Origin of the sequence: Aeromicrobium sp. Root344, assembly GCF_001425755.1 — a bacterium.
In the GTDB taxonomy this organism is placed as follows: Bacteria; Actinomycetota; Actinomycetes; order Propionibacteriales; family Nocardioidaceae; genus Aeromicrobium.
The window spans coordinates 1741491-1766729 of record NZ_LMDH01000001.1 but is presented as its reverse complement, the minus strand read 5'-3'; the positions used below and the strand labels follow the sequence as shown (position 1 = coordinate 1766729).

The following is a 25239-nucleotide window of genomic DNA, read 5'->3' as shown; positions in this document are numbered from 1 at the left end:
ACAGGATGGGGCCATGACCCACGGCACGACCTTTTGGCGCGCGATCGAGGCGGTGCACGACGTCGTCTACTTCGCTCCCGACACCAAGCAGCGCTACGAGGCGATCGGCCTCAAGGGCTACTGGATGGGCTACATGGCGTCGCGCTCGGCGGCCGTCGGCACCCCCGCACCCGAGCTCGTCGTGGCGCTGTTCCACGGCTTCGCCCCGCGCATGGTGACCCGAGCGCTGCCCGATGCGTGGTCGATGGCGTCGCGCGACGACGTGCTGGCGACGAGGTACGGCCTGGCGCGCGACACACTCGCGCCGGCGACCGACGGCGCGGACACCGCACGGTTGGCCAAGGAGCTCTCGGCGATCACCCGCGGCATCGACTTCGCCGGCAAGCCGCTGGCTGCCGCGCACCACTCACTGCCCGAGCCCGATGATGACATCGGCCGCATCTGGCAGGCCGCCACGACGCTGCGTGAGTATCGCGGCGACTGCCACGTCGCGGTGCTGACCTCCGCCGGCCTCGACGGCGCCGCGGCGAACGCCCTCGCCGTCGCCGCAGGCCTCGCCAGCGACCAGCAGCGCACCATGCGCGGCTGGACCGAGGACGAGTGGGCGGCGGCGGTCAGCCGGCTGGCGACGCGCGGGTGGGTCGGCGCCGACGGCACGATCACCGACACCGGCCGGGCCGCCCGCCAACAGGTCGAGGACACGACGGACCGGGTGTGTGCAGCCGGCATCGACCGCGAGGCCACCGGCCGGATGATCACGATCGAGGAGCCGTTGCTCGCCCTGGCCCGCGCCGTCGAGGCATCCGGCGCCGTCGCGTACCCCAATCCCACAGGCGTGCGGCGACCGTAGGTCATACGGTGGGGGCATGGCCAAGGCATCGTCGCCCGCGGTGGAGATCGAGGTGGACGACAAGGTCGTGCGCGTGAGCAACCCCGATCGTGTGTACTTCCCCGAGCGGGGCTGGACCAAGCTCGACCTCGTCGACTACTACCTCGCGGTCGGCGACGGCATCGTCAACGCGCTGTATGAGCGACCGTGCATGCTGCACCGCTTCCCCAAGGGCCTCGCCGGCGACAAGGTGCACCAGAAGAAGCTGCCGTCGGGCGCCCCGCCCTGGGTCAAGACCGTCAGCGTCCACTTCCCCCGCTACGACCGCGACGTGCACGAGCTCTGCGTCACCGAACTCGCGTCGGTGATCTGGGCCGTGCAGATGTCGACCGTCGAGTTCCACCCGTGGAACAGCCGCAAGGCCGATGTCGAGAAGCCCGACGAGTGGCGCATCGACCTCGATCCCGGGCCGGAGTGCGACTTCGCCACGGTCAAGCGCGTCGCCCGGGTCGCCGAGGAGGTGCTCGACGAGCTCGGCGCGACGGGGTTCCCCAAGACGTCAGGCGGCAACGGCCTGCACATCTACGTACGCATCAAGCCCGAGCACGAGTTCAAGGACGTACGCCGTGGGGCGCTGGCGTTCGCCCGGGAGGTCGAGCGCCGCGCGCCCGACGACGTCACGACGACGTGGTGGCGCAAGGACCGTGACCCGGCGCAGCTGTTCGTCGACTACAACCAGAACGCCCGCGACCACACGATCGCAGCCGCCTACTCCGTGCGCGGCTTTGCCGACGGCCGCGTGTCGACGCCGATCCGCTGGGACGAGGTCGAGGACGTCGACCCGCACGACTTCACGATCGAGACCGTGCCTGCGCGCTTCGCCGAGCTCGGCGACCTCCACGCCGGCATCGACGAGGCGGTCTTCGACATCGCACCGCTGCTGGAGTGGGCCGACCGGGACGAGCGCGAAGGCGCCGAGCCGCCGGTCGACCCGGAGGACTGAGCCTCAGCCGACCTCGACGTCGAGGATGACGTCGATGTTGCCGCGGGTCGCGTTGGAGTAGGGGCACCACTCATGCGCCACCGCGACGGCCTTCTCGGCGTCCTCCTGCGAGACGCCCGACAGCTCGACGCGCAGGGTCACGGCCAGGCCGAACCCGCCGAGGCCGTTGGGGCCGATGCCGACCTCGGCGGTGACGGCCGAGTCGGTGACGTCGACGCCGTGCTGCGACTTGCTCGACTTGAGGGCGGAGTGGAAGCACGCGGCATAGCCGGCCGCGAACAGCTGCTCGGGGTTGGTCGCGCCGCCCGCGCCACCCAGCTCGACCGGGAAGCGGACCTCGGTGTCGAGGATGCCGTCGCTCGAACGTACGTGACCGTTGCGGCCGTCGCCGGTCGAGGTGGCGACTGCGGTGTAGAGGATCTGCTCGGGCATGTGAACTCCTGGGGATTGAGGTAGACTAACTAGTACGTCTACATGAATCAAAGCACGATCGTGGCACGATGACAACCCGAAGGAGTGTGACGATGCCGAGCACCGCATCCCCCGTGCGCGAGCGCATCCTGGACGCCGCGAGCCGTCGCTACTACGCCGACGGCATCCGCGCGGTCAGCGCAGACCGGCTCATCGCCGAGGCCGGGGTCTCCAAGGTCACGTTCTACCGGCACTTCCCCACCAAGGACGACCTCGTCACGAGCTATCTCGCCCAGCAGGTCGCGGCCGTCGAGGACGCGCTCACCGCCAAGCGCGCCGAGCTTCCCGACGATCCGGCCGGCGTGCTCGAGTGGTACGCCGAGGCGGTCGGCTCGGTGATGTGCCAGCCGGGCTTCCGCGGCTGCGCCTTCATCAACGCCGCCGCCGAGCTGCCCGGCGACCATCCGGGCAGTCGCGTCGTGCGTGATCACCGCGCCTGGCTGATCGGCCAGTTCCGTGAGCTGCTCGACCAGCTCGGCGTCGACAACGTCGACGGCAAGGCCGAGCAGCTCATGATGCTGCGCGACGGCGCGATGGTCGCCGGCTACGTCGGGGGTTCACCGACGTCGGTCGCGGCCACACTCGTGACGGCGGGCCGCGCCGTCATGGGCCGCTAGATCCCCTGTGAGGCGAGCAGCGCCTCGACCGCCGAGCGAGCCGCCGGCGACGCACCGCCCCGGACCACGCTGTAGGCGCCCGCACCGTCGAACATCATCGTGAGCTGGACCGCCAACATCTCGGGGTCGGTCGCGCCGGCGAGCCTGGCCTGCTCCTCGAAGAAGGCCGTGAGCTCGAGCTTGTAGCCCTTCGCCGCGATGCTGGCCGGGTGCTCGCGATCCTTGAGCTCCGTGGCCACGCTCACGAACGGGCAGCCGAAGAAGTCCGGGGTCGACGCCTGGGCGTGGAGCGAGTCGAACACCGTCAGGATCCGATCACGGGGCGCGGCGTCCGGGTCTGTGTCGAGCCCGGCCATGACGTGCGCCGCACGGGCCTTGAGCATCTCGACGAGGACCTCGTCCTTGCTGCCGAAGTGCTGGTACATCGATCGCTTCGACACCTGCGCCACCTCGCACAACCGGTCGACGCCGAGGTGGACGCCCTCGCGATAGAACAGCTCCTCGGCGGCAGCCAGCAACCGCTCGCGGGGCTTGCTCTTCGTCGTCGTCACCACATCAGGATAGGCGGCTGGTTGCGAAAAGTAAACCGACCTGTGTACATTGCAGAAGTACACCAACCTGTTTACTTCTCTCCTCAAGGAATCATCATGACCGCACTCGCGAACCAGACCGTCCTCGTCACCGGAGCCAACCGCGGCATGGGCAAGGAGTACGTCACCCAGCTCCTCGAGCGCGGCGCCACGAAGGTCTATGCGGCCGCCCGCGACGCCTCGACGATCGACACCAGCGACCCGCGGGTCGTCGCGCTGCAGCTCGACGTGACCGACGCCGCCTCCGTCGACGCTGCGGTTGCCGCGACGCCCGACGTGACCGTCCTGATCAACAACGCCGGCATCGTGGCCGGCGGACCGCTCCTGACCGCGGACCAGACCGCGATCCGCCAGGAGTTCGAGACCAACTACTTCGGCCCGCTGCGCCTCGCGTCGCTCCTGGCTGACCGCATCGCCGACAACGGCAACGGCGTCATCCTCAACGTGCACTCGGCCCTGTCGTGGGTCTCGTTCGGCGGCACGTACGAGCCGACCAAGGCCGCGCTCTGGAGCGCCACGAACGGCCTGCGCCTCGCGCTCGCGCCCCGCGGCGTCCAGGTCGTCGGGCTGCACGTCGGCTATGTCGACACCGACATGGTGGCCGGCGTCGACGCGCCGAAGTCCGACCCCGCCGACGTCGTGAAGTCCGCCCTCGACGGCATCGAGGCCGGCGACTTCGAGGTCCTGGCCGACGAGGTCAGCCACCAGGCCAAGGCCGCGCCGGGTCTGCCGATCGAGGCGGTCTACTCGCAGCTGGCGGCCCAGCCCGTCTGATCAGCGACGGGCCTGCTGCCGGAGCCCGGCCAGCAGCAGGTCGAGGCCCGCGCGGAACTGCTCGGCGTCGTCGTGGTGCGCGAACTCGTCCGCGATCTGGTGGACGTACGGGTACTCGTCCGGGTCGAGTGCCCGCCACATGTCGGCGAACAGGGCGAGGTACTCCTCGCGGCCCACGCTGCCGTCGAGGATCTCCTGCGGCGGCTCCTGTCCCAGGTCGGCCGCAGCCCCCACGGTGAACCCGACGACCGCCGAGACGGCGTGGAAGCTCTGGCGCGGCGTGAGCTCGAGCCGCAGCACCTGCTGGCCCAGCAGGTCGTAGAGGCGCAGCGTGTTGGGCTGGAGCAGGGAGTTGCGCATGAAGTAGGCGCCCAGCCACGGCCGGGCGGCGATCGCGTCGAACATCATCAGGGCGATGGTTCTCAGGTCGTCGATGGCGTCGTCGCCGTCGGAGTGCTCCTGGACGTCGGCCAACAGCTGACCGACGACGTGATCCGTGGCGCGGTCGAGGAGCTGGTCGCGGCTGGCGACGTACCAGTAGATGCTGCCGACACCAGTGCCCAGCCGGGCCGCGAGGGCGCGGAAGGTCAGTGCGCCGTCCCCAGCCTCGTCGAGCAGCGCGACGGCCTCCGTCAGGACGGCTTCCATCGAGTGCGAGGCGCGTTGCCGCCGCCCAGGACGCCGCGGTTCGGGGCGCTGTCGCGAAGGTGCCATGACTCACATCCAACCAGATGTTGTGCATCATCGAACGTTGTTCTATTCTATAGAACGTTGTTCGATAGTCGAACAGCGTTCGATAGGAGGTGTCACCATGACCCCCACCACGACTTCGGCCCCGCCGCGTACGTACACATCGCTGCGCGCCGCCTGGATCCCGCTCTCGGCCCTCTGCCTCGCGTTCTTCGTCGAGATGGTCGACAACACCCTGCTGACGATCGCCCTGCCCACGATCGGGCGCGACCTCGGCAGCGGCACGACCGCCCTGCAGTGGGTCACCGGCGCCTACTCGCTGACGTTCGGCGGCCTGTTGCTGACCGCGGGCTCAGCCGCCGACCGACTTGGTCGCCGCCGCGTTCTGCTGGTCGGGCTGGCGGCGTTCGGGCTGATCAGCCTGTGCGTCGTCGCGGTCAGCAGCGCCGGTGAGCTCATCGGCCTGCGGGCCGCGCTCGGCGTCACCGCCGCCGCGATGGCGCCGATCACCAACTCGCTGGTCTTCCGCCTCTTCGACGACCAGGCGCTGCGGATGCGCGCCATGACGGTGATGATCGTCGTCGGCATGTCCGGGTTCATCCTCGGTCCGTTGCTGGGCGGCACCGCGCTGGCCCACGTGCGGTGGGAGTGGCTGCTCGTCGTCAACGCGCCGATCGCCCTGATCGCGTTCCTCGGCGTCCGTCGTGGCGTACCGGCTGACCGCCCGGAGGACCTGACCGACGATGCGCTCGACCTGCCCGGTGCTGTGCTGAGCATCGCGGCGATCGGCCTCGCCTGCTTCTCGCTCACCAGCGGTGTCGAGCACGGCTGGCTGTCGGCCCTCACCCTCGGCTCGATCGTCGGCGCCCTGGCCGCGGGCATCGCGTTCGTCCGGCACGAGCGTCGTACGGCATCGCCGATGCTGGACCTCGGGCTGTTCTCGAACGGCACGGTCCGCGGCGCCGCGATCGCGCAGATCGGCACGTCGATCGCGATGGCCAGCGTGATGTTCGGCCTGATCCTGCACTTCCAGTACGCCTACGGGTGGAGTCCCGTGCGGGCCGGCCTGGCCAACCTCCCGCTGATCGTCACGATGATCGTCGCGACACCGGTGTCGGAGTGGCTCGCGCGGAGGTTCGGGCACCGGGTCGCCTGCCTCGTCGGCGCCGGCCTGCTGGCTGGTGCACTCGGCGGGCTCGCCTGGGGCGTCGAGCACGGCTACCTCGCGATCGCGGTCTCGATGGTCGTGATGACCGTCGGCCTGCGCACCGTCATGACGATCTGCGCCGTCGCGTTGGTCAGCGCGATGCCGGAGAACCGCACGTCGATCGGCACGGCACTCAACGACACGGCTCAGGAGGTCGGCACCAGCGTCGGCACCGCCGTCGTCGGCACGATGATCGCGCTGCTCGTCACCACGCAGCTGCCGGCCGGCGGGTGGAGCAGCGACCTGGTCGCGTCGTTCTTCCACGGAGAGCGGATCACGTACGCCGTGCTGGCGGTCGTCGTCGGCCTGATCGGCGCGCTCGGCGCACTCACGCTGAGCAGCTCGCGGGTCGTTGACGAGCCCGTCTGATCAGCGGCGCAACAGGTAGGCGTCCATGACCCAGCCCGCGTCAGCCTTGGTGGCGGCGCGGGCTGCGTCGATCTCGGCCGCGACATCGGCGACCTTGCCGGCGACGAGTCGCTCGTGTGCGGTGCCGAGGTTGGCACCCCACCAGATGTGCCAGTCGTCGAGCCCATCGAGGTCGATGCGTGCGCTCAGCATCACGAGGATGTTGTCGGCGCCGGCCTCGACCGCCTCGCCGAGCTTGCGGGCCGTCGTCACCGTGATGGGCTGACCGATCTCGTGCAGCACGATGCGGTGCCGCGCGGCGAGCAGCTGCAGGCTCGAGATGCCGGGGATCACGTCCCACTCGGCCTCGACGTGACCCCGTGCGAGGACGCGCTCGACGATGCGGATCGTCGAGTCGTAGAACGCCGGATCGCCCCACACGAGGAAGCCGACGTCGCCCGGCTGCTGGAGGAGCACCTGTTCGTACGCCTCGGCGCGCGCCTCGTGCCAGTCGCTCACGGCGCCGCGGTAGTCGGCAGGGTCGGCCCGGTCGCGCTCCGGGTCGCGTACGGCGACGACGGTCGCGCCGGACCCGACGTGCCGGCTCAGCAGCTCGCGCCGGGCGGCCAGCAACGGGTCGTCGGGTCCCTTGTCGGCGACGACGAAGTAGGCCACCGAGTGCATCGCGGCGACCGCTTCGAGGGTCACCTGGTCCGGGTCGCCGGGTCCGATCCCGATGACCCGGATGCGCCTCATTCCTGGTCCTCGAGGTCGCCCTCGATGTCGAGGTAGACCTGCTGCATCGCGGCCAGCACCTCCGGATCGGGATCGGCCCACAGGTCGCGGTCGGCGGCCTCGTTGAGCCGCTCGATGATGCCGCGCAGCGCCCACGGGTTGGCGTCCTTCATGAACGCCTGGTTGTCCTCGTCGAGCACGTACTCCTTGGCGAGCGTCTCGTACATCCAGTCGTGCACGACGCCGGTCGTGGCGTCGAACCCGTAGAGGTAGTCGACCGTCGCGGCGAGCTCGAACGCGCCCTTGTAGCCGTGCCGCTGCATCGCACCGATCCAGCGCGGGTTGACGACGCGGGCGCGGAACACCCTCGTCGTCTCCTCCTGCAGCGTCCGCGTGCGGACGGCGTCGGGCGTCGTCGAGTCGCCCACGTACGCCTTGGGGTCGGCGCCGGTCAGCGCGCGGACCGTGGCGACCATGCCGCCGTGGTACTGGAAGTAGTCGTCGGAGTCGGCGATGTCGTGCTCGCGGGTGTCGATGTTCTTGGCCGCGACGGCGATGCGCTTGTAGTTGGCGCGCATGTCGTCGGCCGCCGGAGCGCCGTCGAGGTCACGCCCGTACGCGAAGCCGCCCCAGGCGGTGTAGACCTCGGCGAGGTCCTTGTCGTCGCGCCAGTTGCCGGCCTCGATGACCTGCAGGATGCCCGCACCGTACGACCCCGGCTTCGACCCGAAGATCCGGGTCGTGGCCCGGCGCTGGTCGCCGTGGTCGGCGAGGTCGCGCTGCGCGTGCGCGCGGACGTAGTTGCGGTCCTCGGGCTCGTCGAGCTCGGCGACCTGGCGGATCGCGTCGTCGAGGATGCCGATGACGTGCGGGAACGCGTCGCGGAAGAAGCCGGAGATCCGCACCGTCACGTCGATGCGCGGACGGCCGAGCTCGTCGAGCGGGATGACCCGCAGGCCGTTGACCCGGCGAGAGGCGGGGTCCCACTCGGGCTCGACGCCGACCAGCGCGAGGACCTCGGCGATGTCGTCGCCGGACGTACGCATGGCGGAGGTGCCCCAGACCGACAGGCCCACCGAGCGCGGGTAGTCGCCCGTGTCGGCGAGGTGGCGCTCGATCAGCGAGTCGGCCATGGCGCGGCCGGTCTCCCACGCGAGGCGTGACGGCACCGCCTTGGGGTCGACGGTGTAGAAGTTGCGACCGGTCGGCAGGACGTTGACGAGTCCGCGCAGCGGGGAGCCCGAGGGCCCGGCGGGGACGAAGCCGCCCTCGAGCGCGTGGAGCACGTGGTCGAGCTCGTCAGTGGTCTTGGCGAGGCGCGGTACGACCTCGGTGGCGGCGAACTCGAGGACCCGCGCCACCTCGGGCACATCGGTGAGGCCTTGGGCCGCGGCGGCGTCCCACTCAGCGTCCTCCATGGCCTGGATCAGCGCCTTGGCCTGGCTCTCGATCTCGTCGATCGCGCCGAGCTGGGAGCCCTCCTTGAGACCGAGCGCCGCGCGCAGGCCGGGGACCGCCCCGGTCTCGCCGCCCCAGATCTGGCTCGCCCGCAGGATCGAGAGCACGAGGTTGACCCGAGCCTCGCCGTGGGGAGCCTGGCCCAGAACGTGCAGGCCATCGCGGATCTGCGCGTCCTTGATCTCGCACAGCCAGCCGTCGACGTTGAAGATGAAGTCGTCGAAGTCGTCCTCGTCCGGGATGTCGTCGAGCCCGAGGTCCCGGTGCATCTCCGCGGCCCGCATGTGGGTCCAGATCTGCGACCGGATCGCCGGCAGCTTGGCCGGGTCCATGGCCGCGATGTTGGCGTACTCGTCGAGCAGCTGCTCGAGCTTGGCGATGTCGCCGTACGACTCGGCGCGGGCCATCGGCGGGATCAGGTGGTCGACGATCGTGGCGTGCGCGCGGCGCTTGGCCTGCGCGCCCTCGCCCGGGTCGTTGACCAGGAACGGATAGATCAGCGGCAGGTTGCCGATGGCGGCGTCCGTGCCGCACGACGCCGACAGTGCCGCGTTCTTGCCCGGCAGCCACTCCATCGAGCCGTGCTTGCCGAGGTGGACGACGGCGTGGGCGCCGAACTCCTGCTCGACCCATCGGTATGCGGCGAGGTAGTGGTGGGAGGGCGCCATGTCCGGATCGTGATAGATCGCGACGGGGTTCTCGCCATAGCCGCGGGGCGGCTGGATCATCAGCACGATGTTGCCGGCGCGGATCGTGGCCAGCACGATCTCGTGGTCGTCGTTGACGAAGAGCTTGCCGGGGGCGGGGCCCCACGCCTCGAGCATCGCGTCGCGCAGGTCGGGATGGAAGCCGTCGAACCAGTCCGCGTACTGCGCCGCGGGGATGCGGACGTGGCTCTCGGTCAGCTGCACCTGGGTCAGCCACTCCTCGTCCTGGCCACCGGCGGCGATGAGGGCGTGGATCAGTGCGTTGCCGGCCTCGGTCAGGTCGTCGAGCTCCAGGCCGGGAACCTCGCCCGGCGCGCCGAGGTCGTAGCCGGCATCGCGCATCGCGCGCAGCAGGCGAATGGTGGACACGGGGGTGTCGAGGCCCACGGCGTTGCCGACCCGGCTGTGCTTGGTCGGGTAGGCCGACAGCATCAGCACGACCTTGCGCTCAGCCGGCGGCGTGTGCCGCAGGCGAGCATGGGCGACGGCGATGCCGGCGACCCGGGCGCAGCGCTCGGGGTCGGCGACGTAGCGCGGCAGGCCGTCCTCGTCGATCTCCTTGAACGAGAACGGTGCCGTGATGATGCGGCCGTCGAACTCCGGGATCGCGATCTGGTTGGCCGAGTCGAGCGGCGTGACGCCGTCGTCGGACGCCGCCCAGTCCTCGCGGCTCGAGGTCAGGCAGAGCCCTTGGAGGATCGGGATGTCGAGGGCCTTCATGCGCTCGACGTCCCACGACTCGTCGTCGCCGCCGGCGCTGACGGTGCCGGGCTTGGTGCCGCCAGCCGCCAGCACCGTCACGATCAGGGCGTCGAGCTTGCCGAGCTCGGTGAACAGCTCGTCGGGCGCCGCACGCAGCGACGAGGAGAAGATCGGCACGCCGTACGCCTCACCGGTCGCATCGATCGCGTCGGCGAGCTGGTGCGCGAAGGCACTGTTGCCCGACGCCTCGTGAGCCCTGTAATAGAGGATGCCGATCTTGGGGCGGGGCGTGGCTTCGACAGGCTCAACGTCCGAACGATCCGCGACTCCCCATTCCGGCAGCACCGCCGGCGGCTCGAAGCCCTCACCGGTCAGCAGGACCGTGTCGGACAAGAACGCGTGCAGCTGGCCGAGGTTGGCCGGACCACCCTCGGCGAGGTAGCGGTGCGCCTCGGCGGCCGTGCCCACCGGGACGGTCGACAGCTCCATCAGCTCGGCGCTCGGGGTCTGCTCACCTCCGAGCACGACCACGGGCCGCTGACCGACGTGCGGCAGCACCAGCTTCTGCACGTCGTCCGCGGCGCCGAGCACGCGCGCGACGACCAGGTCGACATCGGTCAGGTCGGGCACGCCGCGCACAGGATTGGCCAGCACGTAGTCCGCGCCGCTCGCGCGGGCCGACAGCAGGTCGGTGTCGGACGTGGACAGCAACGCGATGCGCGTCATGTTCCTCCTCGGGGTTCTCGCCCCGTTGTGGTGGGAGCCGCCGCGGTCAGTGTCTGGCTCGTCCGAAGACTCACAGTGGCGGAACCGCCCCGGGCTCGCACCGGAGTTCCTGCATCCGCGGCGAGCGGATGGGCTCAGCCTACCGGCCCAGCGCGTTGACCCGAGCCGGCAGACCAGCCGCTCGATAGGGTCGGCGCATGACTGAGCGCATCGAAGCCCAGCGGTTGATCCCGGCCTCGGCAGCGGACATCTTCGCGGTCCTGTGTGATCCCCAGGGTCACGTCGCGATCGACGCCTCGGGCATGTTGCAGGACGCTGACGGCGACGTCGTCGAGGCAGTCGGTGACACGTTCGTCGTCCACATGGATCGGGAGTCGCTCAACGACATTCCCGACTACGGGAAGTACGACGTCACGGTCACGATCGAGGACTTCGAGCGTGATCGGCTGATCTCCTGGTCGATCGTCGGCAAGGTCCGTCCAGGCATAGGACACGTCTACGGCTACCAGCTGGAGCCGGCTGAGGGCGGGACACTGGTCACGTCGTTCTACGACTGGTCGAACGTCAGCCAGGACTGGAAGGACTCGGGCATCTTCCCGGTCGTCTCGGTGACCAACCTGAGCGGCACGCTCGGCATCCTCGACCGGACCGTCCGGCGCGGCTACCCGCGCGGATGATGCGAGACTCGATCCACCAACAGCCAGGAGCAGCCACGTGACACTCGCCAGGACCCACACCGCCGTGCTCGAGCTCGGCGGCGCGATCGTCGTCGGCACCGACGGCTCGTGCGTCACCAATCCCGGGCCGACCGGGTGGGCGTACGTCGCGGACGACGGCACGTCCGCGTGCGGCGGGCTGCTGCAGGGCACCAACAACATCGGCGAGCTGCTGGCGGTCGAGAACGCGCTGCGCGACTTCGCCGACCGGCCGCTCGTGATCCAGGCCGACTCGTCCTACACGATCGGCTGCTCGACGACGTGGGCCGGCGGCTGGGCGCGCAACGGCTGGCGCAACTCCAAGAAGGAGATCGTCGCCAATGTCGAGATCGTGCAGGCGATCTACGCGTTGATGCAGGCCAGGCGTGACACCGGCGCTCCGGTGTTCTTCCAGAAGGTCAAGGCGCACCTCACGGACCTCACGGTGTGGCCGCTCAACGTCGCCGCCGATGCGCTCGCGGGCCAGGCCTCGGCCCGGGCTGCGCGAGGGGACGTCACCGAAGTACGTACGACAGGGCTGCTCAGCGGCACGAATGGATGACCACCGGCCCGGATGACGCGGCGCTCGACCTCGCTGCCGAGGTCGGGCCGTTCTTCGTCCTGGACCGTTGGACGCCCGATGCCGGGTGGCGGCCGTTGCGTGAGCTCACCGGGCCGGACGTCATCGCCGACCGTGTGGCCGCGGCGCGCGAGATGCTCGCCGAGCGTTCACGCGTGGCCGCCGCCGAGATCGAGGAACGCGCCACGGCGTCGATCGTGTTCCTCGGCCTGGCGGCTCGCCTGGTGTCGCCCGCCTTCGCCTCGGCGGTGCTCGCCGATCGCGTGCCGCGACTGGAGCTCGACGAGCTCTGGTGGCAGCCGGTCGTCGGTGGTCCGTGGCCGCTGGCCCGCAGCGCCGTCGGCGGGGCGGTGACCGGAGATCTCGCCGAGGACCTCGACGCGTACGTGCTGCAGCCGATCGTCGCGCCGGTGCTCGAGGCGTTCGGGCGTACGTTCGCGGTCTCGCCGCAGGTGCTGTGGGGCAACGTCGCGTCGAGCCTCGCCGGTGCATCGACGATGCTCCGTGCGGCGCGCCCCGATCGCGCGGAGGCCGCCACGCGACTGGTCGCGCAGCTCCTCGACCGCGGCACGCTCGCCGGGACGGGCGACCTCGACCCCGCAGGACCTTCATTCGTACGCCGCTCGTGCTGCCTGTTCTACCGCGTGCCCGGCGCCGGCATCTGCGGTGACTGCGTGCTCGACGAGGCACCGAAGCCCGCGTGACACCATGACGGGGTGACGAACCGCTCCCATCCCGACCGTTGTCCCGGCGTCCTGCGACCGTGGATCGCGGACGACGGCGCGATCGTGCGGCTGCGCCTCATCGGCGGTGTGCTGCCGACCTCGGCACTGCGCGACGTGGTCGGCATCGCAGCCGATTACGCCGACGGCACACTGCTGCTGACCAAGCGGACCAACCTGCAGCTCCGCGGGATCGAGCACGCCGACGGCTGCGTGCCGGCGGTGCTGGTCGACGCGATCGCCGAGTCCGGACTGCTGCCGTCACCGAGCCACGAACTCGTCCGCAACGTCATGGTGTCGCCGCTGACCGGCCGTGTCGGCGGCCGCGCGGACCTCCGCCACGTGGCGCACGAGCTCGACCGGCAGCTGTGCGCCGAGCCCGACTTCGCGGGCCTGGCCGGCCGCTTCCTGTTCGTCCTCGACGACGGCCGCGGCGACATCGCCTCGCGGTCGCTCGACCTCGGCCTGATGGCCGTCGATGCCGAGACCGTGCAGCTGCGCATCGGGTCGAAGCACTGGGGTCCCCTGGCCTCGCTCGACGAGGCACCCGAGGCGCTGCTGTCGTACGCCCAGTCGTTCCTCCGGCACCGCGGTGAGGGCGAGACGGCACGGTGGCACCTCGACGACCTGCCCGACGGCGGCGCCGAGCTGCTCGGCACGCACTACGCCCGCGATCTCCGGACCCAGGTCAGCGCGCTGCCTCCGCCGTACGGCATCATCGCGCAGGACGACGGCCGCAGCGCCGAACATCTCGCGGTGCCCGACGGCCTGCTCACTCCCGAGCTCGCAGCGACGATCCTGGATCGCGCCGGCGCCGAGGTGATCGTGACGCCGTGGCGCAGCATCGTCATCCCCGACCTGGAGAACGTATGAAACGACCGACGCGCCACTACGACTACGTCGCCGACGGACCGGCGATCTACGTCGACTCGTTCGCGACGATCCGCGCCGAGGCGGAGCTGTCCCACCTCCCGGCCGACGCCGAGAAGGTCGCCGTACGCATGGTGCACGCCTGCGGCCAGGTCGACCTGACCCGCGATCTCGACATCCATCCCGGCCTCGTCTCAGCGGCGCGCACCGCGCTCGAGGCCGGCGCACCGATCCTGACCGACGCCACCATGGTGGCCTCCGGCGTCACCCGGGCGCGGCTGCCCAAGGACAACGAGGTGCTGTGCCTGCTGCGCGACGAGCGGGTGCCCGCGCTGGCCAAGGAGTGGGCGACCACCCGGTCGGCCGCCGCGGTGTCGCTGTGGGAGGACCGGCTCGAGGGAGCCGTCGTCGCGTTCGGCAACGCCCCGACGGCGCTGTTCCACCTGCTCGAGATGCTGCTCGACGGCGCACCCCGACCGGCGGCGATCATCGGTACGCCGGTCGGCTTCATCGGTGCCGCCGAGTCCAAGGAGGCGCTCGCCGCGTTCGCGCTGGACATCCCCTACCTCACGGTGCACGGCCGCCGCGGCGGCTCGGCGATGGCCGCCTCGGCCCTCAACGCGCTCGCCCAGGAGCGCGAGTGACCGGCCGCCTCTACGGCGTGGGGCTCGGCCCCGGCGACCCCGAGCTCATCACCCTCAAGGCGGCCCGGCTGATCGCCGACGCGGACGTCATCGCCTATCACGCCGGCGTCGGCAAGCAGTCCAACGCGCGACGGATCGCCGCCTCGCTGATCCCCGACGGCGTCGTGGAGGAGGAGCTCCGCTATCCGGTGACCACCGGCGAGACCGCTCACGCCGGTGGCTACGCCGGAGCGATGGCCGAGTTCTACGAGGCGTCCGCGGCCCGCCTCGCGGTGCACCTCGAGGCCGGCCGCACGGTCGTCGTGCTCGCTGAGGGCGATCCGCTGTTCTACGGCTCCTACATGTACATGCACGACCGGCTCTCGGACCGGTTCGAGACCGAGGTCGTCCCGGGTGTGACGTCGTTCGCCGCGGCAACCGCGACGACCGCATCGCCGCTCGTGCGCCAGACCGACGTGCTCACGATCCTGCCCGGCACCCTCGACGAGCCCGAGCTGGCACGGCGCCTCGCAGACACCGACGGCGCGATCATCATGAAGCTCGGCCGGACGTTCCCCAAGGTCGTCTCGGCACTGCGCCAGGCCGGCCGGCTCGACGGTGCGCTCTACGTCGAGCGGGCCTCCATGCCGGAGGAGCGCTGGCTGCCGGTCGCCGACGTCGACCCGGCGTCGGTGCCGTACTTCTCGCTGATCGTCGTCCCCGGCGACACCCAAAGGTCCTTGAGCCTGTCGAAAGGACGCGAGGTCTCGACACGCTCGTCGGGCCCGGCAGAGCTCCTCGTCATCGGACTCGGCCCCGGCCCGGACCGCTGGATCACCCCCGAGGTCAGCGAGGCGCTCGCCGAGGTCGACCACGTGATCGGCTACGCGCCGTACGTCAACCGGGTCCCCCAGCGCGAGGGCCTCACCCGGCACGCCTCCGGCAACACCGTCGAGGTCGACCGTGCACGACTCGCCCTCGACCTGGCGCTCAAGGGCGAGCGGGTCGCCGTGGTGTCCGGGGGCGACGCCGGCATCTTCGGCATGGCCGCCGCCGTGTTCGAGGCCGCCGACGACGAGGCGTACGCGGAGGTGCCGATCCGCGTGCTGCCCGGGCTCTCCGCGGTGCAGGTCGTCGCGGCTCGCGCCGGCGCACCGATCGGTGGCGACTTCGCGGTCATGAGCCTGTCCGACCGGCTCAAGCCGTGGGCACTGATCGAGAAGCGGCTCCGTGCCGTGGCTGAAGCCGACCTCGTGCTCGCGATCTACAACCCGGCCTCCCGGTCGCGCACGACGCAGGTCGCGGACACCCAGCGAATCCTGCTCGAGCACCGCGCGCCGGACACCGTCGTCATCGTCGGCCGCGACGTCGGCCGCGACGAGGAGTCGCTGACGGTGACGACGCTGGCCGGTCTCGAGCCCGCCTCGATCGACATGAAGTGCCTGCTCATCGTCGGCGCTTCAGGCACAATGGCGACGGGCGCAGGCCAGGTCTGGACCCCGCGCTTCACCGACTGAACGAGTCCCGGGGGCTGTCTGACAGGATGTCGCCATGACTGAGGTCACACCGGCAGGGCGCGTGGCACGCCTGGCGATGTACGCCTTGTGCGTCGTGATGCTGTCGAGCGGGCCGGGATTCCTGGCCCTCAGCCTGCTGCTGCACGCCGATCTCTGGGCGGGCCTGCTCATCGGCGCGGTCCTGACCCTGATCCTCGTCCCGTTGGGCATCGCGATGTGGAGCGACGTGCGCAGCACGGCTCAACGAATGCGCCGGCTGACCACGGCCGGCGTACCCGCCACGGCCGAGGTCATCGCGGTCCGCCCCACGACGTACGACGGCAACGCCCGGGTCGAGCTCAGGCTCTGGATCAACGCACCGGGAGTCGAGCCGTTCGAGGCGAGCCACACCCGCGACGGTGGCTCTGGCCTGCACGTGGGCGCCACGCTCGGCGCCGTGGTCGACCCCGACGGCCGCCTCTTCGCCGTCGTCTAGGTCAGCGGCGCTTGGCCGAACGGTCGCGCGCCGGGTCGTAGAGGTAGGACTCGCCGCCGCGTACGTCCTCGGCCAGTGCCTTGCCGACGAGGATGACCGCGGCCTGCCGGAGCCCGGCGGCCTCGACCTGGTCGGCGATGTCGCCGAGGGTGCCCCGCAGGACCACCTCGGTCGGCTGGCTCGCGTTGGCCACGACCGCGACGGGGCAGTCGTCACCGTACGACGCGGCGAGCTCGGCGGCGAGCGCACGGGCGCGGGTGATCGCGAGGTGCAGCACGAGGGTCGAACCCGTCGCCGCGAACCCGGCCAACGCCTCGCCCGACGGCATCGCGGTCGACCGGGCCTGCGTACGGGTGAGCACGACGGACTGCACGACCTCGGGCACCGTCAGCTCGGCGCCGAGCAGGGCCGCCGCCGCGGCGTACGCCGGCACGCCGGGCGTCACGTCCCACGGCACGCCGTGCACGTCGAGCCGCTTGGTCTGCTCGTGCAGGGCGGAGTAGATCGAGGGGTCGCCGGAGCACAGGCGTACGACCTCGAGCCCGGCCGCGTGGGCGTCGACGAGGCGCGCCGTGATCTGGTCGAGGTCGAGGTCCTGCGTGTCGACCAGCTCGGCGCCGTCCCGGCAGTGGTCGAGGACCGCATGGTCGAGGTAGGTGCCGGCATAGACACAGACGTCGGCGGCGTTGAGCAGCGCGACCGCGCGCAGGGTCAGGAGGTCGGCGGCGCCCGGGCCGGCCCCCACGAAGTGCACGGTCATACGTCGGCCTTCGTGATGGCGAGCTGCGTGATGGCGCGGGCAGGGGTCCAGCCGGTGAACGTGCCGATCGGGGCGGCATGCTCCACGTGGAGGCGGGTCAGCTCGCCGCCGAGCTCCGCGTAGCGGACGGCCAGCACGGCCTCGGTCTCGAGCGTCACGCCGTGCACCACGAGGCGGCCGCCAGGGCGAAGCGCCGACCAGCACGCGTCGAGCACACCCTCCTCGGTCGCGCCGCCGCCGATGAAGATCGCGTGCGGCGCATCGAGATCCGTCAGCGCCTCGGGAGCGTGGCCGGTCAGCACCTGGAGGGCGGGCACGCCGAGGGCGTCGGCGTTGCGGGCGATGCGCGCCGAGCGGTCCTCGCGGGCCTCGATCGCGATCGCCCGGCACGTGGGGTGTGCCCGCATCCACTCGATGGCCACGGATCCGGCACCGGCGCCGACGTCCCAGAGCAGCTGTCCCGGCAGTGGTGCGAGTCGCGCAAGGGCTGACGCGCGTACGTCCCGCTTGGTGATCTGGCCGTCGTGGTCGAAGGCGCCTTCGGGCAGGCCGGCCGTGAAGCCCAGCACCGTCGCGCCGGAGCTCACCAGCTCGACCGCGACGACATTGAGGTCCGGCGCTGCCTGGTCACCCCACGACGCGGCGACGCCGTCCGTACGCGACTCGGTCTCCGACCCCAGGTCCGCCAGCACCGTCATGGGACTCGCGCCGTAGCCGGCAGTCGTCAGCAGGCTCGCCACCTCAGCGGGGGTCGAGCCGTCGGAGGAGAGGACGATCAGCCGGAGACCTGGCGCGAGCGAGCGGGCGACGAGGTGTGGGTCGCGGCCGACGAGGGTCACGACCTCGGTCGACTCGGCCGACCAGCGCATGCGGGCCCGAGCGAGGGCGACAGAGGAGAGGGCGGGCACGACTTCCACGGAGTCCTTGCCGAGGAGGTCGACGAGCGTCGTTGCGATGCCGGAGACGAGGGGGTCGCCGGATGCCAGGGCGACGACGTTCTTGCCGTCGTGCTGCGCCAGAAGCGCGGGCAGGCCCTCACGGAGCGGCGACGGCCAGGACTCGCGGGTCTGGTCGCCAGCGTCGCTCTCCGATGGGAGCATCGCGAGGTGCCGATCACCGCCGAGCACGACGTCGGCAGCCTCGACCAGCTCCTTGGCCCGGGCGCTCAACCCGGTCCAGCCGTCCGCGCCGATCCCGACGACCGTGACCTGTGTGCTCATGCGGCTGACGATATCTGCCGGTGGATCCTCCACCGAATCCCCTCTGGCGGTGGATGTTCCACCGTATGACCGCGCATACGGTGGAACATCCACCGCTCGAGGTGCTGGGCTCCGGACTGCCAACCCGGCGACCTACTGGCATACGACGACAACCGTTAGTCTTGCGATCACAGTCTCGAGGTGCCCCTCACGGGGAGAATCGGGAAGCCGGTGAAAATCCGGCACAGGGCCCGCTGCGGTGACCCAGGCTCGACCTGGGAAGTCCGAAGACCGGCCTCGAGGCTGACTGGCGGACGCAACCGTGCCCGTCATCGATGGCAGATCGAGCGGGAGCCCCATATGCCACAGCACTATCCGTTCAGCGCCGTCGTCGGATCCGACGACATGGCGCTCGCCCTCACCCTCTCGACGATCTCGCCCGCGATCGGCGGCGTCCTCGTACGAGGTGAGAAGGGCACCGCCAAGTCGACGATGGTCCGCGCGCTGGCCTCGGTCCTGCCGCCGATCGACGTCATCGCCGGTGACCGGTTCTCGACCGACCCGCGCGAGTCCCACCCGCTGTCGCCCGACGGCCCGTTCGCCGCGGACGTCGACGTCGAGACCCGGCCCGTACGCCTCGTCGAGCTGCCGGTCGGCGCCACCGAGGACCGGGTGCTGGGCTCGCTGCACCTCGAGAAGGCGCTGTCCGACGGCGTCACCGAGTACGAGCCCGGCCTGCTGGCTCGGGCGCACCGCGGCATCCTCTACGTCGACGAGGTCAACCTGCTGCACGACCACCTCGTCGACCTGCTGCTCGACGCCGCGGCCATGGGTCGGTCGACGGTCGAGCGCGACGGCGTCTCGGTCGAGCACGCCGCCCGCTTCGTCCTCGTCGGCACCATGAACCCCGAGGAGGGCGAGCTCCGACCCCAGCTGCTCGACCGGTTCGGCCTGACGGTCGAGGTCGCGGCACCGCGCGACCCGTCGACCCGTGTCGAGGTCGTACGCCGCCGGCTGGCGTACGAGGCAGATCCCGATGCGTTCGCCGCGACGTACGCGGAGGACGAGGCGACGCTGACCGACCGCATCCAGTCGGCGCAGAAGCTCGTCGACCAGGTCGACCTCAGCGACTGGGCGCTGCTCAAGATCGCCGAGGTCTGCGCGGCGTTCGAGGTCGACGGCATGCGCGCCGACATCGTGACCGCTCGCGCCGCCGCGGCACATGCCGCCTGGAACGGGCGTACGAGCGTGCTGCGTGAGGACATCCGCGCTGCGGCGCGGCTCGCCCTGCCGCACCGTCGCCGGCGCAACCCGTTCGACGCACCGGGCATCGACGAGGACCTGCTCGACCAGATCCTCGGCGACGACGAGCCGCCGCCGGAGCCCGAAGGCGATGTCACCGACGACGCCGAGACCCCGGAGTCCCCGACCTCCGAGACCGACTCACCCACCGATGCTGGTTCCGACCCCGGTGAGAGTGACACTCTTGATGCGACACGCCGCGAGGAACCTCAAGACCGTCACGCTCAGCGCGAACAGGAGCAGCAGCCGGGCGGTACGTCCGAGGTCACGGTCGCCGCGCCGCAGCAGCCCTACCGGCCCAAGCTGTTCACGGTCGGCGGCACGGGTGCCGGCGAGTCCGGCAAGCGGTCGAGGGCGATCACCGAGACCGGCCGGCGCATCGGCGCCCAGAGGCGTACGGGCCAGGGCGGGTCGATCCATCTCATGGAGACGATCCGTGCCGCGGCACCGCACCAGCACGCCCGCGGCCGCACGGGCAGCCTCGAGTTCCGCGCCGACGACCTGCGCCTCGCGGTCAAGGAGGGGCACGAGTCCAACCTGATCCTGTTCTGCGTCGACGCGTCCGGCTCCATGGCCGCCCGCAAGCGCATGGAGCAGGTCAAGACCGCGATCCTGTCGCTGCTGATGGACGCCTACCAGCGCCGCGACAAGGTCGGCCTCATCACGTTCCGCCAGGACGGCGCCGAGCTCGCCCTGCCGCCGACCGGCTCGATCGACATCGCCGCGACGCGTCTCGCCGAACTGCCGGCCGGTGGACGTACGCCGCTGGCCGAGGCGTTGCTCAAGACCGCTGACGTGCTGCGCCTCGAGCGCGTACGGGACCCGCGGCGCCGACCGTTGCTCGTCGTCATCACCGACGGCCGGGCGACGTACGGCGACAACGCCCTCGCCCGGGCGCACCAGGTCGCCAAGCACCTCGGTGCCACGGGCCTCGCGAGCCTCGTGATCGACTGCGAGACCGGGAAGTTCCGCATGGGGCTCGCCTCACAGCTCGCCGATCTCCTGATGGCCGAGTACGTCCCGCTCGGCGAGGTCAGCGCCTCGGCGCTCACCGACGTCGTACGTTCTGGCCTCCACGAGACGGGAGCCGCCTGATGCCCAAGGGTCAGCCGGTCGCCGTCCCCGATGACGGCCTCACCACGAGGCAGCGCCGCAATCGCCCGCTGCTGATGGTCCACACGGGCGACGGCAAGGGCAAGTCCACCGCCGCGTTCGGCCTCGCGATCCGTTCGTGGAACCAGGGCTGGAACGTCGGCGTCTTCCAGTTCGTGAAGTCCGCCAAGTGGCGCATCGGCGAGCAGACCGTGCTCGAGCGGCTCGGCGAGCTGCACGCCGAGACCGGCGAGGGCGGACCCGTCGAGTGGCACAAGATGGGCTCGGGCTGGTCGTGGTCGCGCAAGGAGGGCTCCGACGAGGATCACGCCGCCGACGCCGCCGAGGGCTGGGCCGAGGTCAAGCGCCGCCTCGCCGACGAGACGCACGACCTCTACGTGCTCGACGAGTTCACCTATCCCATGAAGTGGGGCTGGGTCGATGTCGACGACGTCGTCGAGACCCTCGCCAACCGGCCGGGCCGCCAGTACGTCGTCATCACGGGGCGGGGCGCCGACCCCAAGCTCGTCGAGATCGCCGACCTCGTCACCGAGATGAAGCACGTCAAGCACCCGTTCGACAACGGCCAGAAGGGTCAGCGGGGCATCGAATGGTAGGCCTTCCGCGGCTCGTCATCGCCGCTCCTGCCTCAGGCCACGGCAAGACCACGGTCGCGACCGGGCTGATGGCGGCGCTGTCGCGCGCAGGCCATGACGTCTCGGGCCACAAGGTCGGCCCCGACTACATCGACCCGGGCTACCACGCGCTCGCGACCGGCAAGCCGGGCCGCAACCTCGACCCGCACCTCGTCGGCGAGGAACGCCTCGTCCCGCTCCTGCTCCACGGTGCCCACGGAGCCGACCTCGCGATCATCGAGGGCGTCATGGGCCTGTACGACGGACAGATCGGTGGCGAGGGATTCGCGTCGACCGCACACGTCGCCACCGTCACGCGTACGCCCGTGGTGCTCGTCGTGGACATCTCGCACGCCTCGCGCTCGATCGCCGCGCTCGTGCAGGGCATGGTCGCGTTCGACCCGTCCGTGCGCATCGTCGGCGTGATCCTCAACAAGGCCGGCTCGCCGCGGCATGCCGGCGAGGTCGTCAGCGCGCTCGAGTCGACCGGTCTGCCGGTGCTCGGCGTGCTGCAGCGCGACGACGGGATCGTCGCGCCGTCGCGGCACCTCGGGCTCGTCCCGGCCGCCGAGCGCGACGACGCCGCACACGCGCTCGACCGGTTGGCTGCGCAGATCGCCGAGAAGATCGACCTCGACCAGCTGCTCGCACTCGCCCGCTCTGCGCCGGATCTCGACGCCGAGCCGTGGGACGCGACTCGCGAGATCGTGGCCCCGAACGAAGGACAGCCCGTCGTTGCGATGGCTGGCGGGCGGGCGTTCACGTTCCGCTACGCCGAGACCGAGGAGCTGCTCCGGGCCGCGGGCTGCGACGTCGTGACGTTCGACCCGCTGGCCGACGAGGCGCTGCCCGAGCGCACGGCCGGGCTCTACCTCGGCGGCGGCTTCCCCGAGGTGCACGCCGCCGCCCTGTCGGCCAACACGCCGCTGCGGGCGGCACTGCGCGCGGCGGTCGACTCCGACATGCCGACGTACGCCGAGTGCGCCGGACTGCTCTATCTCTGCCGGTCCGTCGACGGACTCCCGATGGTCGGCGCGCTTGACGCCGAGGCGGTCATGACACCGCGGCTCACCTTGTCGTACCGCACAGCGATCGTCCCGACCGACCAGCTCACCGGCGTCGCCGGCACGCGGGTCACCGGCCACGAGTTCCACCGCACCACGGTCACCCCTTCCTCGGCCGACGCCGCGTGGCTGGTCGACGGCCAGCCGCACGGATTCGGCTCATCGACGCTGCACGCCTCCTACCTGCACACCCACTGGGCCGGCCACCCGCAGATGGCCCAACGCTTCGCCGACGCCGTCCATGCGTACGTGCCGACGCACTCGGTCATTGAGCCTGTCGAAATGACGTCACCCGGACCGCAGGTCCTTTCGACAAGCTCGAGGACCGAAGGGCTCACCTTTCACGGCGATCAAGAGCTCTCCGACGGGCTCATCGACTTCGCGGTCAACATCCACGACGACGTACGCCCGCAGTGGCTCGACGCAGCGCTCCGTGCGAGCCTCGACGACATCGGCGCCTACCCCCACGCCGCCGCAGCGCAGCACGCCATCGCCCAGCGCCACGGCCGTCGCACCGACGAGGTGCTCGCCACCGCTGGCGCCGCCGAGGCGTTCGGGCTCATCGCGCGGGCCCGCGCCTGGCGCCGCCCGGTCGTCGTGCACCCGCAGTTCACCGAGCCCGACGTCGCCCTCGCCGCCGCCGGCCACCAGCCCGAGCACGTCCTCACCGACCCCGCCAACGGATTCGTCCTCGACCCGGCGCAGATCCCCGACGATGCCGACCTCGTCATGATCGGCAACCCGACGAACCCCACGAGCGTCCTGCACCCCGAGCAGTCGCTGCGCCGCATCGTGCGTCCTGGCCGGGTCGTCGTGGTCGACGAGGCGTTCATGGACTCCGTGCCCGACGAGCGCCATTCCCTGGCCGCGATCACCGACCCCGGCCTCCTCGTCGTCCGCAGCCTCACCAAGCTGTGGTCGATCCCCGGCATCCGCGCGGGGTACGTCCTGGGGTCGCCGCAGCTGCTCGCCGAGCTCAAGGCCCACCAGGCGCCGTGGTCGGTGTCATCCGCGGCGATCGCGGCGATGATCGCGACGGCATCGCCCGAGGCACTCGCCGAGGCCGCGAAGCGTACGACGAAGATCGCCCAGCACCGCCGCGTCCTCACCGACGGACTGACCGAGCTCGGCATCCACCACGTGCCGGCCGCCGCGCCGTACGTCCTCGCCAAGGTCGGCACCGGTGCGCACGACCGGCTCCGCGCCGCGGGCTACGCCGTACGCCGCGCCGACACGTTCCCCGGCCTCGACGAGACCTGGGTACGCATCGCGGTGCGCAGGCCCGACACGACCCGCAAGCTCCTCGCCACGCTGCAGATCGAGGGGCCATGGACCTGACCCCTGGCACCGCGGCGCTCGTCATCGGCGGAGACGCCCGCGCCGCCGCGCAGGTCGTCGCCCTGCTCGAGGGCGGCGCCGTCGTGACGGTCGTCGCGCCGACAGTCACGGCATCGATCGAAGACCTCGCCGAGCGCGGACTCATCACCTGGCACGCCCGCGAGCCAGACATGGATGACGTGCAGAGCGCCGGCGTCGTCCTCACGGGCCACGCCGATCGCACCGCTCCCGACCAGATCCTCGACCTCGGCACCGTGACGCTCGTCGGCGGCGGCCCCGGCGACCCCGGCCTCGTCACCGTGGCCGGTCGCGCGGCGATCGAGCGCGCCGACGTCATCGTCACCGACCGGCTCGCCCCGCTCGCCGCCCTGGCCTGGGCCCGCCCCGATGCCGAGATCATCGATGTCGCCAAGATCCCCGGTGGCCGGTCCACGAGCCAGGACGAGATCAATCAGCTGCTGGTCGAGCACGCGAAGTCCGGCAAGAACGTCGTCAGGTTCAAGGGCGGCGACAACTTCGTGTTCGGCCGCGGCAGCGAGGAGCTGCTGGCCTGCCTCGACGCGGGCATCGAGGCACGCGTGATTCCCGGAGTCAGCTCCGCGATCGCGGCCCCGGCCCTGGCCGGCATCCCGGTCACGCACCGCGGCCTGACGCAGGGGTTCACGGTGATCTCCGGCCACGTCCCGCCCGGACACCCCGAGTCCACGCTCGACTACGCCGCGCTCGCCACCTCCGGCACGACGATCGTGGTGCTGATGGGCGTACGCACGCTCGGCGCGATCTGCGGAGCGCTCATCGACGGTGGCCTCGACCCCCGGACTCCGGCCGCCGTGATCGCCGACGGTGCGCTGCCGAGCCAGCGCGTCGTACGCGCGACACTGGCGAAGATCGACGAGGCTGCCGCCGAGCTCGGCGCCCCCGCCGTCGCCGTGATCGGTCGGGTCGCCGACATCGAGGGCCTGGCGTGATCCTCTGGGTCCGCCACGGCCAGTCGACATGGAACGTCATTGACCGCATGCAGGGCCATGAGCTCAGCCCGCCGCTGACCGAGCTGGGCCGCCAGCAGGCCGGCCGGACGGCAGAGCTCCTCATCGACCGCGACGTCGTACGCATCCTCAGCTCCCCCGCCGTACGTGCGCGGCAGACCGCCGACATCATCGCGGAGCGGCTGGGCCTCGAGGTCGTCGAGGAACCGCTGCTGCTGGAGAAGGGGCTCGACGAGGACTACGCCTCGGTGCTGGTGCGCGTGCAGCAGCTCCTGGAGCAGGACCTGCCCCGTCACACCGTCGCGGTCAGCCACGGCGACACCATCGGTCTCGCGGTCGGACTCCTGAGCGGCGAGCGACCCGAGCTCCCGGCCAACGGCTCCATCACCCACGTCGATCCCGACACTCGACAGGTCACCACGGCGATGCCCTAGGATGACTTCACCGAGGTCGAGGAAGCCGGTGGGACTCCGGCGCAGTAGCGCTACTGTGACACCCGCACCAGCGAGTGGAGCCAGACCCAA

24 protein-coding genes and 2 riboswitches are annotated in these 25239 nt (G+C 71.1%); of the genes, 17 read left to right on the top strand and 7 right to left on the bottom strand.

Annotated elements, in window-relative coordinates; all coding sequences use genetic code 11:
- The first annotated feature begins 13 nt into the window (after positions 1 to 13).
- Both ASC61_RS08715 and ligD read left to right on the top strand, forming a co-directional pair.
- The gene (locus ASC61_RS08715) at positions 14 to 850 is read left to right on the top strand and encodes an SCO6745 family protein (protein WP_056211012.1); all 837 of its coding nucleotides are present in this window, start codon (positions 14 to 16) and stop codon (positions 848 to 850) included.
- A gap of 16 nt (positions 851 to 866) precedes the next feature.
- On the top strand, positions 867 to 1832 hold the full coding sequence (ligD, locus tag ASC61_RS08710) for a non-homologous end-joining DNA ligase (protein ID WP_056211010.1): 966 nt from the start codon (positions 867 to 869) through the stop codon (positions 1830 to 1832).
- 3 nt (positions 1833 to 1835) lie between these two features.
- Here ligD and ASC61_RS08705 read toward each other — a convergent pair whose 3' ends face one another.
- Positions 1836 to 2264 (bottom strand): organic hydroperoxide resistance protein, encoded by a 429-nt coding sequence (locus ASC61_RS08705; protein WP_056211008.1) that lies wholly within the window; start codon positions 2262 to 2264, stop codon positions 1836 to 1838.
- A gap of 92 nt (positions 2265 to 2356) precedes the next feature.
- Between ASC61_RS08705 and ASC61_RS08700 the strand changes: the two genes are divergently transcribed.
- Positions 2357 to 2920, top strand: a complete 564-nt coding sequence (locus ASC61_RS08700) for a TetR/AcrR family transcriptional regulator (RefSeq protein WP_056211005.1) — start codon at positions 2357 to 2359, stop codon at positions 2918 to 2920.
- On the opposite strand, the gene ASC61_RS08695 is transcribed toward ASC61_RS08700, so the two are convergent.
- Complete coding sequence (locus ASC61_RS08695) at positions 2917 to 3471, bottom strand: TetR/AcrR family transcriptional regulator (RefSeq protein WP_200935414.1); 555 nt, start codon at positions 3469 to 3471, stop codon at positions 2917 to 2919. The two genes, ASC61_RS08700 and ASC61_RS08695, sit on opposite strands and share 4 nt — an antisense overlap.
- A 96-nt stretch (positions 3472 to 3567) precedes the next feature.
- Here ASC61_RS08695 and ASC61_RS08690 point away from each other — a divergent pair, with 96 nt between their 5' ends.
- On the top strand, positions 3568 to 4284 hold the full coding sequence (locus ASC61_RS08690) for an SDR family oxidoreductase (protein ID WP_056211001.1): 717 nt from the start codon (positions 3568 to 3570) through the stop codon (positions 4282 to 4284).
- Here the strand turns inward: ASC61_RS08690 and ASC61_RS08685 are convergent, their stop codons facing one another.
- Positions 4285 to 4998 carry a TetR/AcrR family transcriptional regulator gene (locus ASC61_RS08685; RefSeq protein WP_200935413.1) on the bottom strand — a complete coding sequence of 238 codons (714 nt, stop codon included), beginning with the start codon at positions 4996 to 4998 and terminating at the stop codon, positions 4285 to 4287.
- 97 nt (positions 4999 to 5095) lie between these two features.
- Between ASC61_RS08685 and ASC61_RS08680 the strand changes: the two genes are divergently transcribed.
- Positions 5096 to 6550: an MFS transporter gene (locus ASC61_RS08680; protein WP_056210997.1), complete on the top strand. Its 1455-nt coding sequence runs from the start codon at positions 5096 to 5098 to the stop codon at positions 6548 to 6550.
- Here ASC61_RS08680 and cobF read toward each other — a convergent pair whose 3' ends face one another.
- Both cobF and cobN read right to left on the bottom strand, forming a co-directional pair.
- Positions 6551 to 7285 (bottom strand): precorrin-6A synthase (deacetylating), encoded by a 735-nt coding sequence (gene cobF, locus ASC61_RS08675; RefSeq protein WP_056210995.1) that lies wholly within the window; start codon positions 7283 to 7285, stop codon positions 6551 to 6553. It abuts the gene before it with no gap.
- A complete protein-coding gene (gene cobN / locus ASC61_RS08670; protein ID WP_056210993.1) occupies positions 7282 to 10857 on the bottom strand; it encodes a cobaltochelatase subunit CobN in 3576 nt (1191 codons plus the stop codon). The genes cobF and cobN overlap by 4 nt, the downstream gene beginning before the upstream one ends.
- A gap of 27 nt (positions 10858 to 10884) precedes the next feature.
- Positions 10885 to 10992, bottom strand: a riboswitch (cobalamin riboswitch).
- Between the two features lie 62 nt (positions 10993 to 11054).
- On the opposite strand from cobN, the gene ASC61_RS08665 reads away from it, so the two are divergent.
- Genes ASC61_RS08665 through ASC61_RS08635 form a run of 7 tightly spaced genes read left to right on the top strand, consistent with a single transcriptional unit; the run spans position 11055 to position 16339 of the window.
- Positions 11055 to 11534 (top strand): SRPBCC family protein, encoded by a 480-nt coding sequence (locus ASC61_RS08665; RefSeq protein ID WP_056210991.1) that lies wholly within the window; start codon positions 11055 to 11057, stop codon positions 11532 to 11534.
- Between the two features lie 37 nt (positions 11535 to 11571).
- Positions 11572 to 12114, top strand: a complete 543-nt coding sequence (locus ASC61_RS08660) for a ribonuclease H family protein (protein ID WP_056210990.1) — start codon at positions 11572 to 11574, stop codon at positions 12112 to 12114.
- Positions 12111 to 12836 (top strand): (2Fe-2S)-binding protein, encoded by a 726-nt coding sequence (locus ASC61_RS08655; RefSeq protein WP_056210988.1) that lies wholly within the window; start codon positions 12111 to 12113, stop codon positions 12834 to 12836. The genes ASC61_RS08660 and ASC61_RS08655 overlap by 4 nt, the downstream gene beginning before the upstream one ends.
- 12 nt (positions 12837 to 12848) lie before the next feature.
- On the top strand, positions 12849 to 13727 hold the full coding sequence (locus ASC61_RS08650) for a sulfite reductase subunit beta (protein ID WP_056210986.1): 879 nt from the start codon (positions 12849 to 12851) through the stop codon (positions 13725 to 13727).
- On the top strand, positions 13724 to 14368 hold the full coding sequence (locus ASC61_RS08645; protein WP_056210984.1) for a precorrin-8X methylmutase: 645 nt from the start codon (positions 13724 to 13726) through the stop codon (positions 14366 to 14368). The genes ASC61_RS08650 and ASC61_RS08645 overlap by 4 nt, the downstream gene beginning before the upstream one ends.
- The gene (locus ASC61_RS08640) at positions 14365 to 15864 is read left to right on the top strand and encodes a precorrin-2 C(20)-methyltransferase (protein ID WP_056210982.1); all 1500 of its coding nucleotides are present in this window, start codon (positions 14365 to 14367) and stop codon (positions 15862 to 15864) included. Before ASC61_RS08645 ends, ASC61_RS08640 begins: the two co-directional genes overlap by 4 nt.
- 34 nt (positions 15865 to 15898) lie before the next feature.
- Positions 15899 to 16339, top strand: a complete 441-nt coding sequence (locus ASC61_RS08635; protein WP_056210980.1) for a hypothetical protein — start codon at positions 15899 to 15901, stop codon at positions 16337 to 16339.
- Between the two features lies 1 nt (position 16340).
- Here ASC61_RS08635 and cobM read toward each other — a convergent pair whose 3' ends face one another.
- The gene (gene cobM, locus ASC61_RS08630) at positions 16341 to 17099 is read right to left on the bottom strand and encodes a precorrin-4 C(11)-methyltransferase (protein ID WP_056210978.1); all 759 of its coding nucleotides are present in this window, start codon (positions 17097 to 17099) and stop codon (positions 16341 to 16343) included.
- On the bottom strand, positions 17096 to 18319 hold the full coding sequence (cbiE, locus tag ASC61_RS08625) for a precorrin-6y C5,15-methyltransferase (decarboxylating) subunit CbiE (RefSeq protein ID WP_056210976.1): 1224 nt from the start codon (positions 18317 to 18319) through the stop codon (positions 17096 to 17098). The genes cobM and cbiE overlap by 4 nt, the downstream gene beginning before the upstream one ends.
- Positions 18320 to 18480: 161 nt before the next feature.
- A riboswitch (cobalamin riboswitch) is annotated at positions 18481 to 18612 on the top strand.
- A gap of 46 nt (positions 18613 to 18658) precedes the next feature.
- On the opposite strand from cbiE, the gene ASC61_RS08620 reads away from it, so the two are divergent.
- Genes ASC61_RS08620 through ASC61_RS08600 form a run of 5 tightly spaced genes read left to right on the top strand, consistent with a single transcriptional unit; the run spans position 18659 to position 25149 of the window.
- Positions 18659 to 20695: a putative cobaltochelatase gene (locus ASC61_RS08620; RefSeq protein ID WP_056210974.1), complete on the top strand. Its 2037-nt coding sequence runs from the start codon at positions 18659 to 18661 to the stop codon at positions 20693 to 20695.
- Positions 20695 to 21309, top strand: a complete 615-nt coding sequence (cobO, locus tag ASC61_RS08615; protein WP_056210972.1) for a cob(I)yrinic acid a,c-diamide adenosyltransferase — start codon at positions 20695 to 20697, stop codon at positions 21307 to 21309. The genes ASC61_RS08620 and cobO overlap by 1 nt, the downstream gene beginning before the upstream one ends.
- Positions 21303 to 23729 (top strand): cobyrinate a,c-diamide synthase, encoded by a 2427-nt coding sequence (locus ASC61_RS08610; protein WP_056210970.1) that lies wholly within the window; start codon positions 21303 to 21305, stop codon positions 23727 to 23729. Before cobO ends, ASC61_RS08610 begins: the two co-directional genes overlap by 7 nt.
- Positions 23720 to 24697 carry a uroporphyrinogen-III C-methyltransferase gene (cobA, locus tag ASC61_RS08605; protein ID WP_056210968.1) on the top strand — a complete coding sequence of 326 codons (978 nt, stop codon included), beginning with the start codon at positions 23720 to 23722 and terminating at the stop codon, positions 24695 to 24697. The genes ASC61_RS08610 and cobA overlap by 10 nt, the downstream gene beginning before the upstream one ends.
- On the top strand, positions 24694 to 25149 hold the full coding sequence (locus ASC61_RS08600; protein WP_056210966.1) for a histidine phosphatase family protein: 456 nt from the start codon (positions 24694 to 24696) through the stop codon (positions 25147 to 25149). Before cobA ends, ASC61_RS08600 begins: the two co-directional genes overlap by 4 nt.
- The last annotated feature ends 90 nt before the right edge of the window (positions 25150 to 25239 follow it).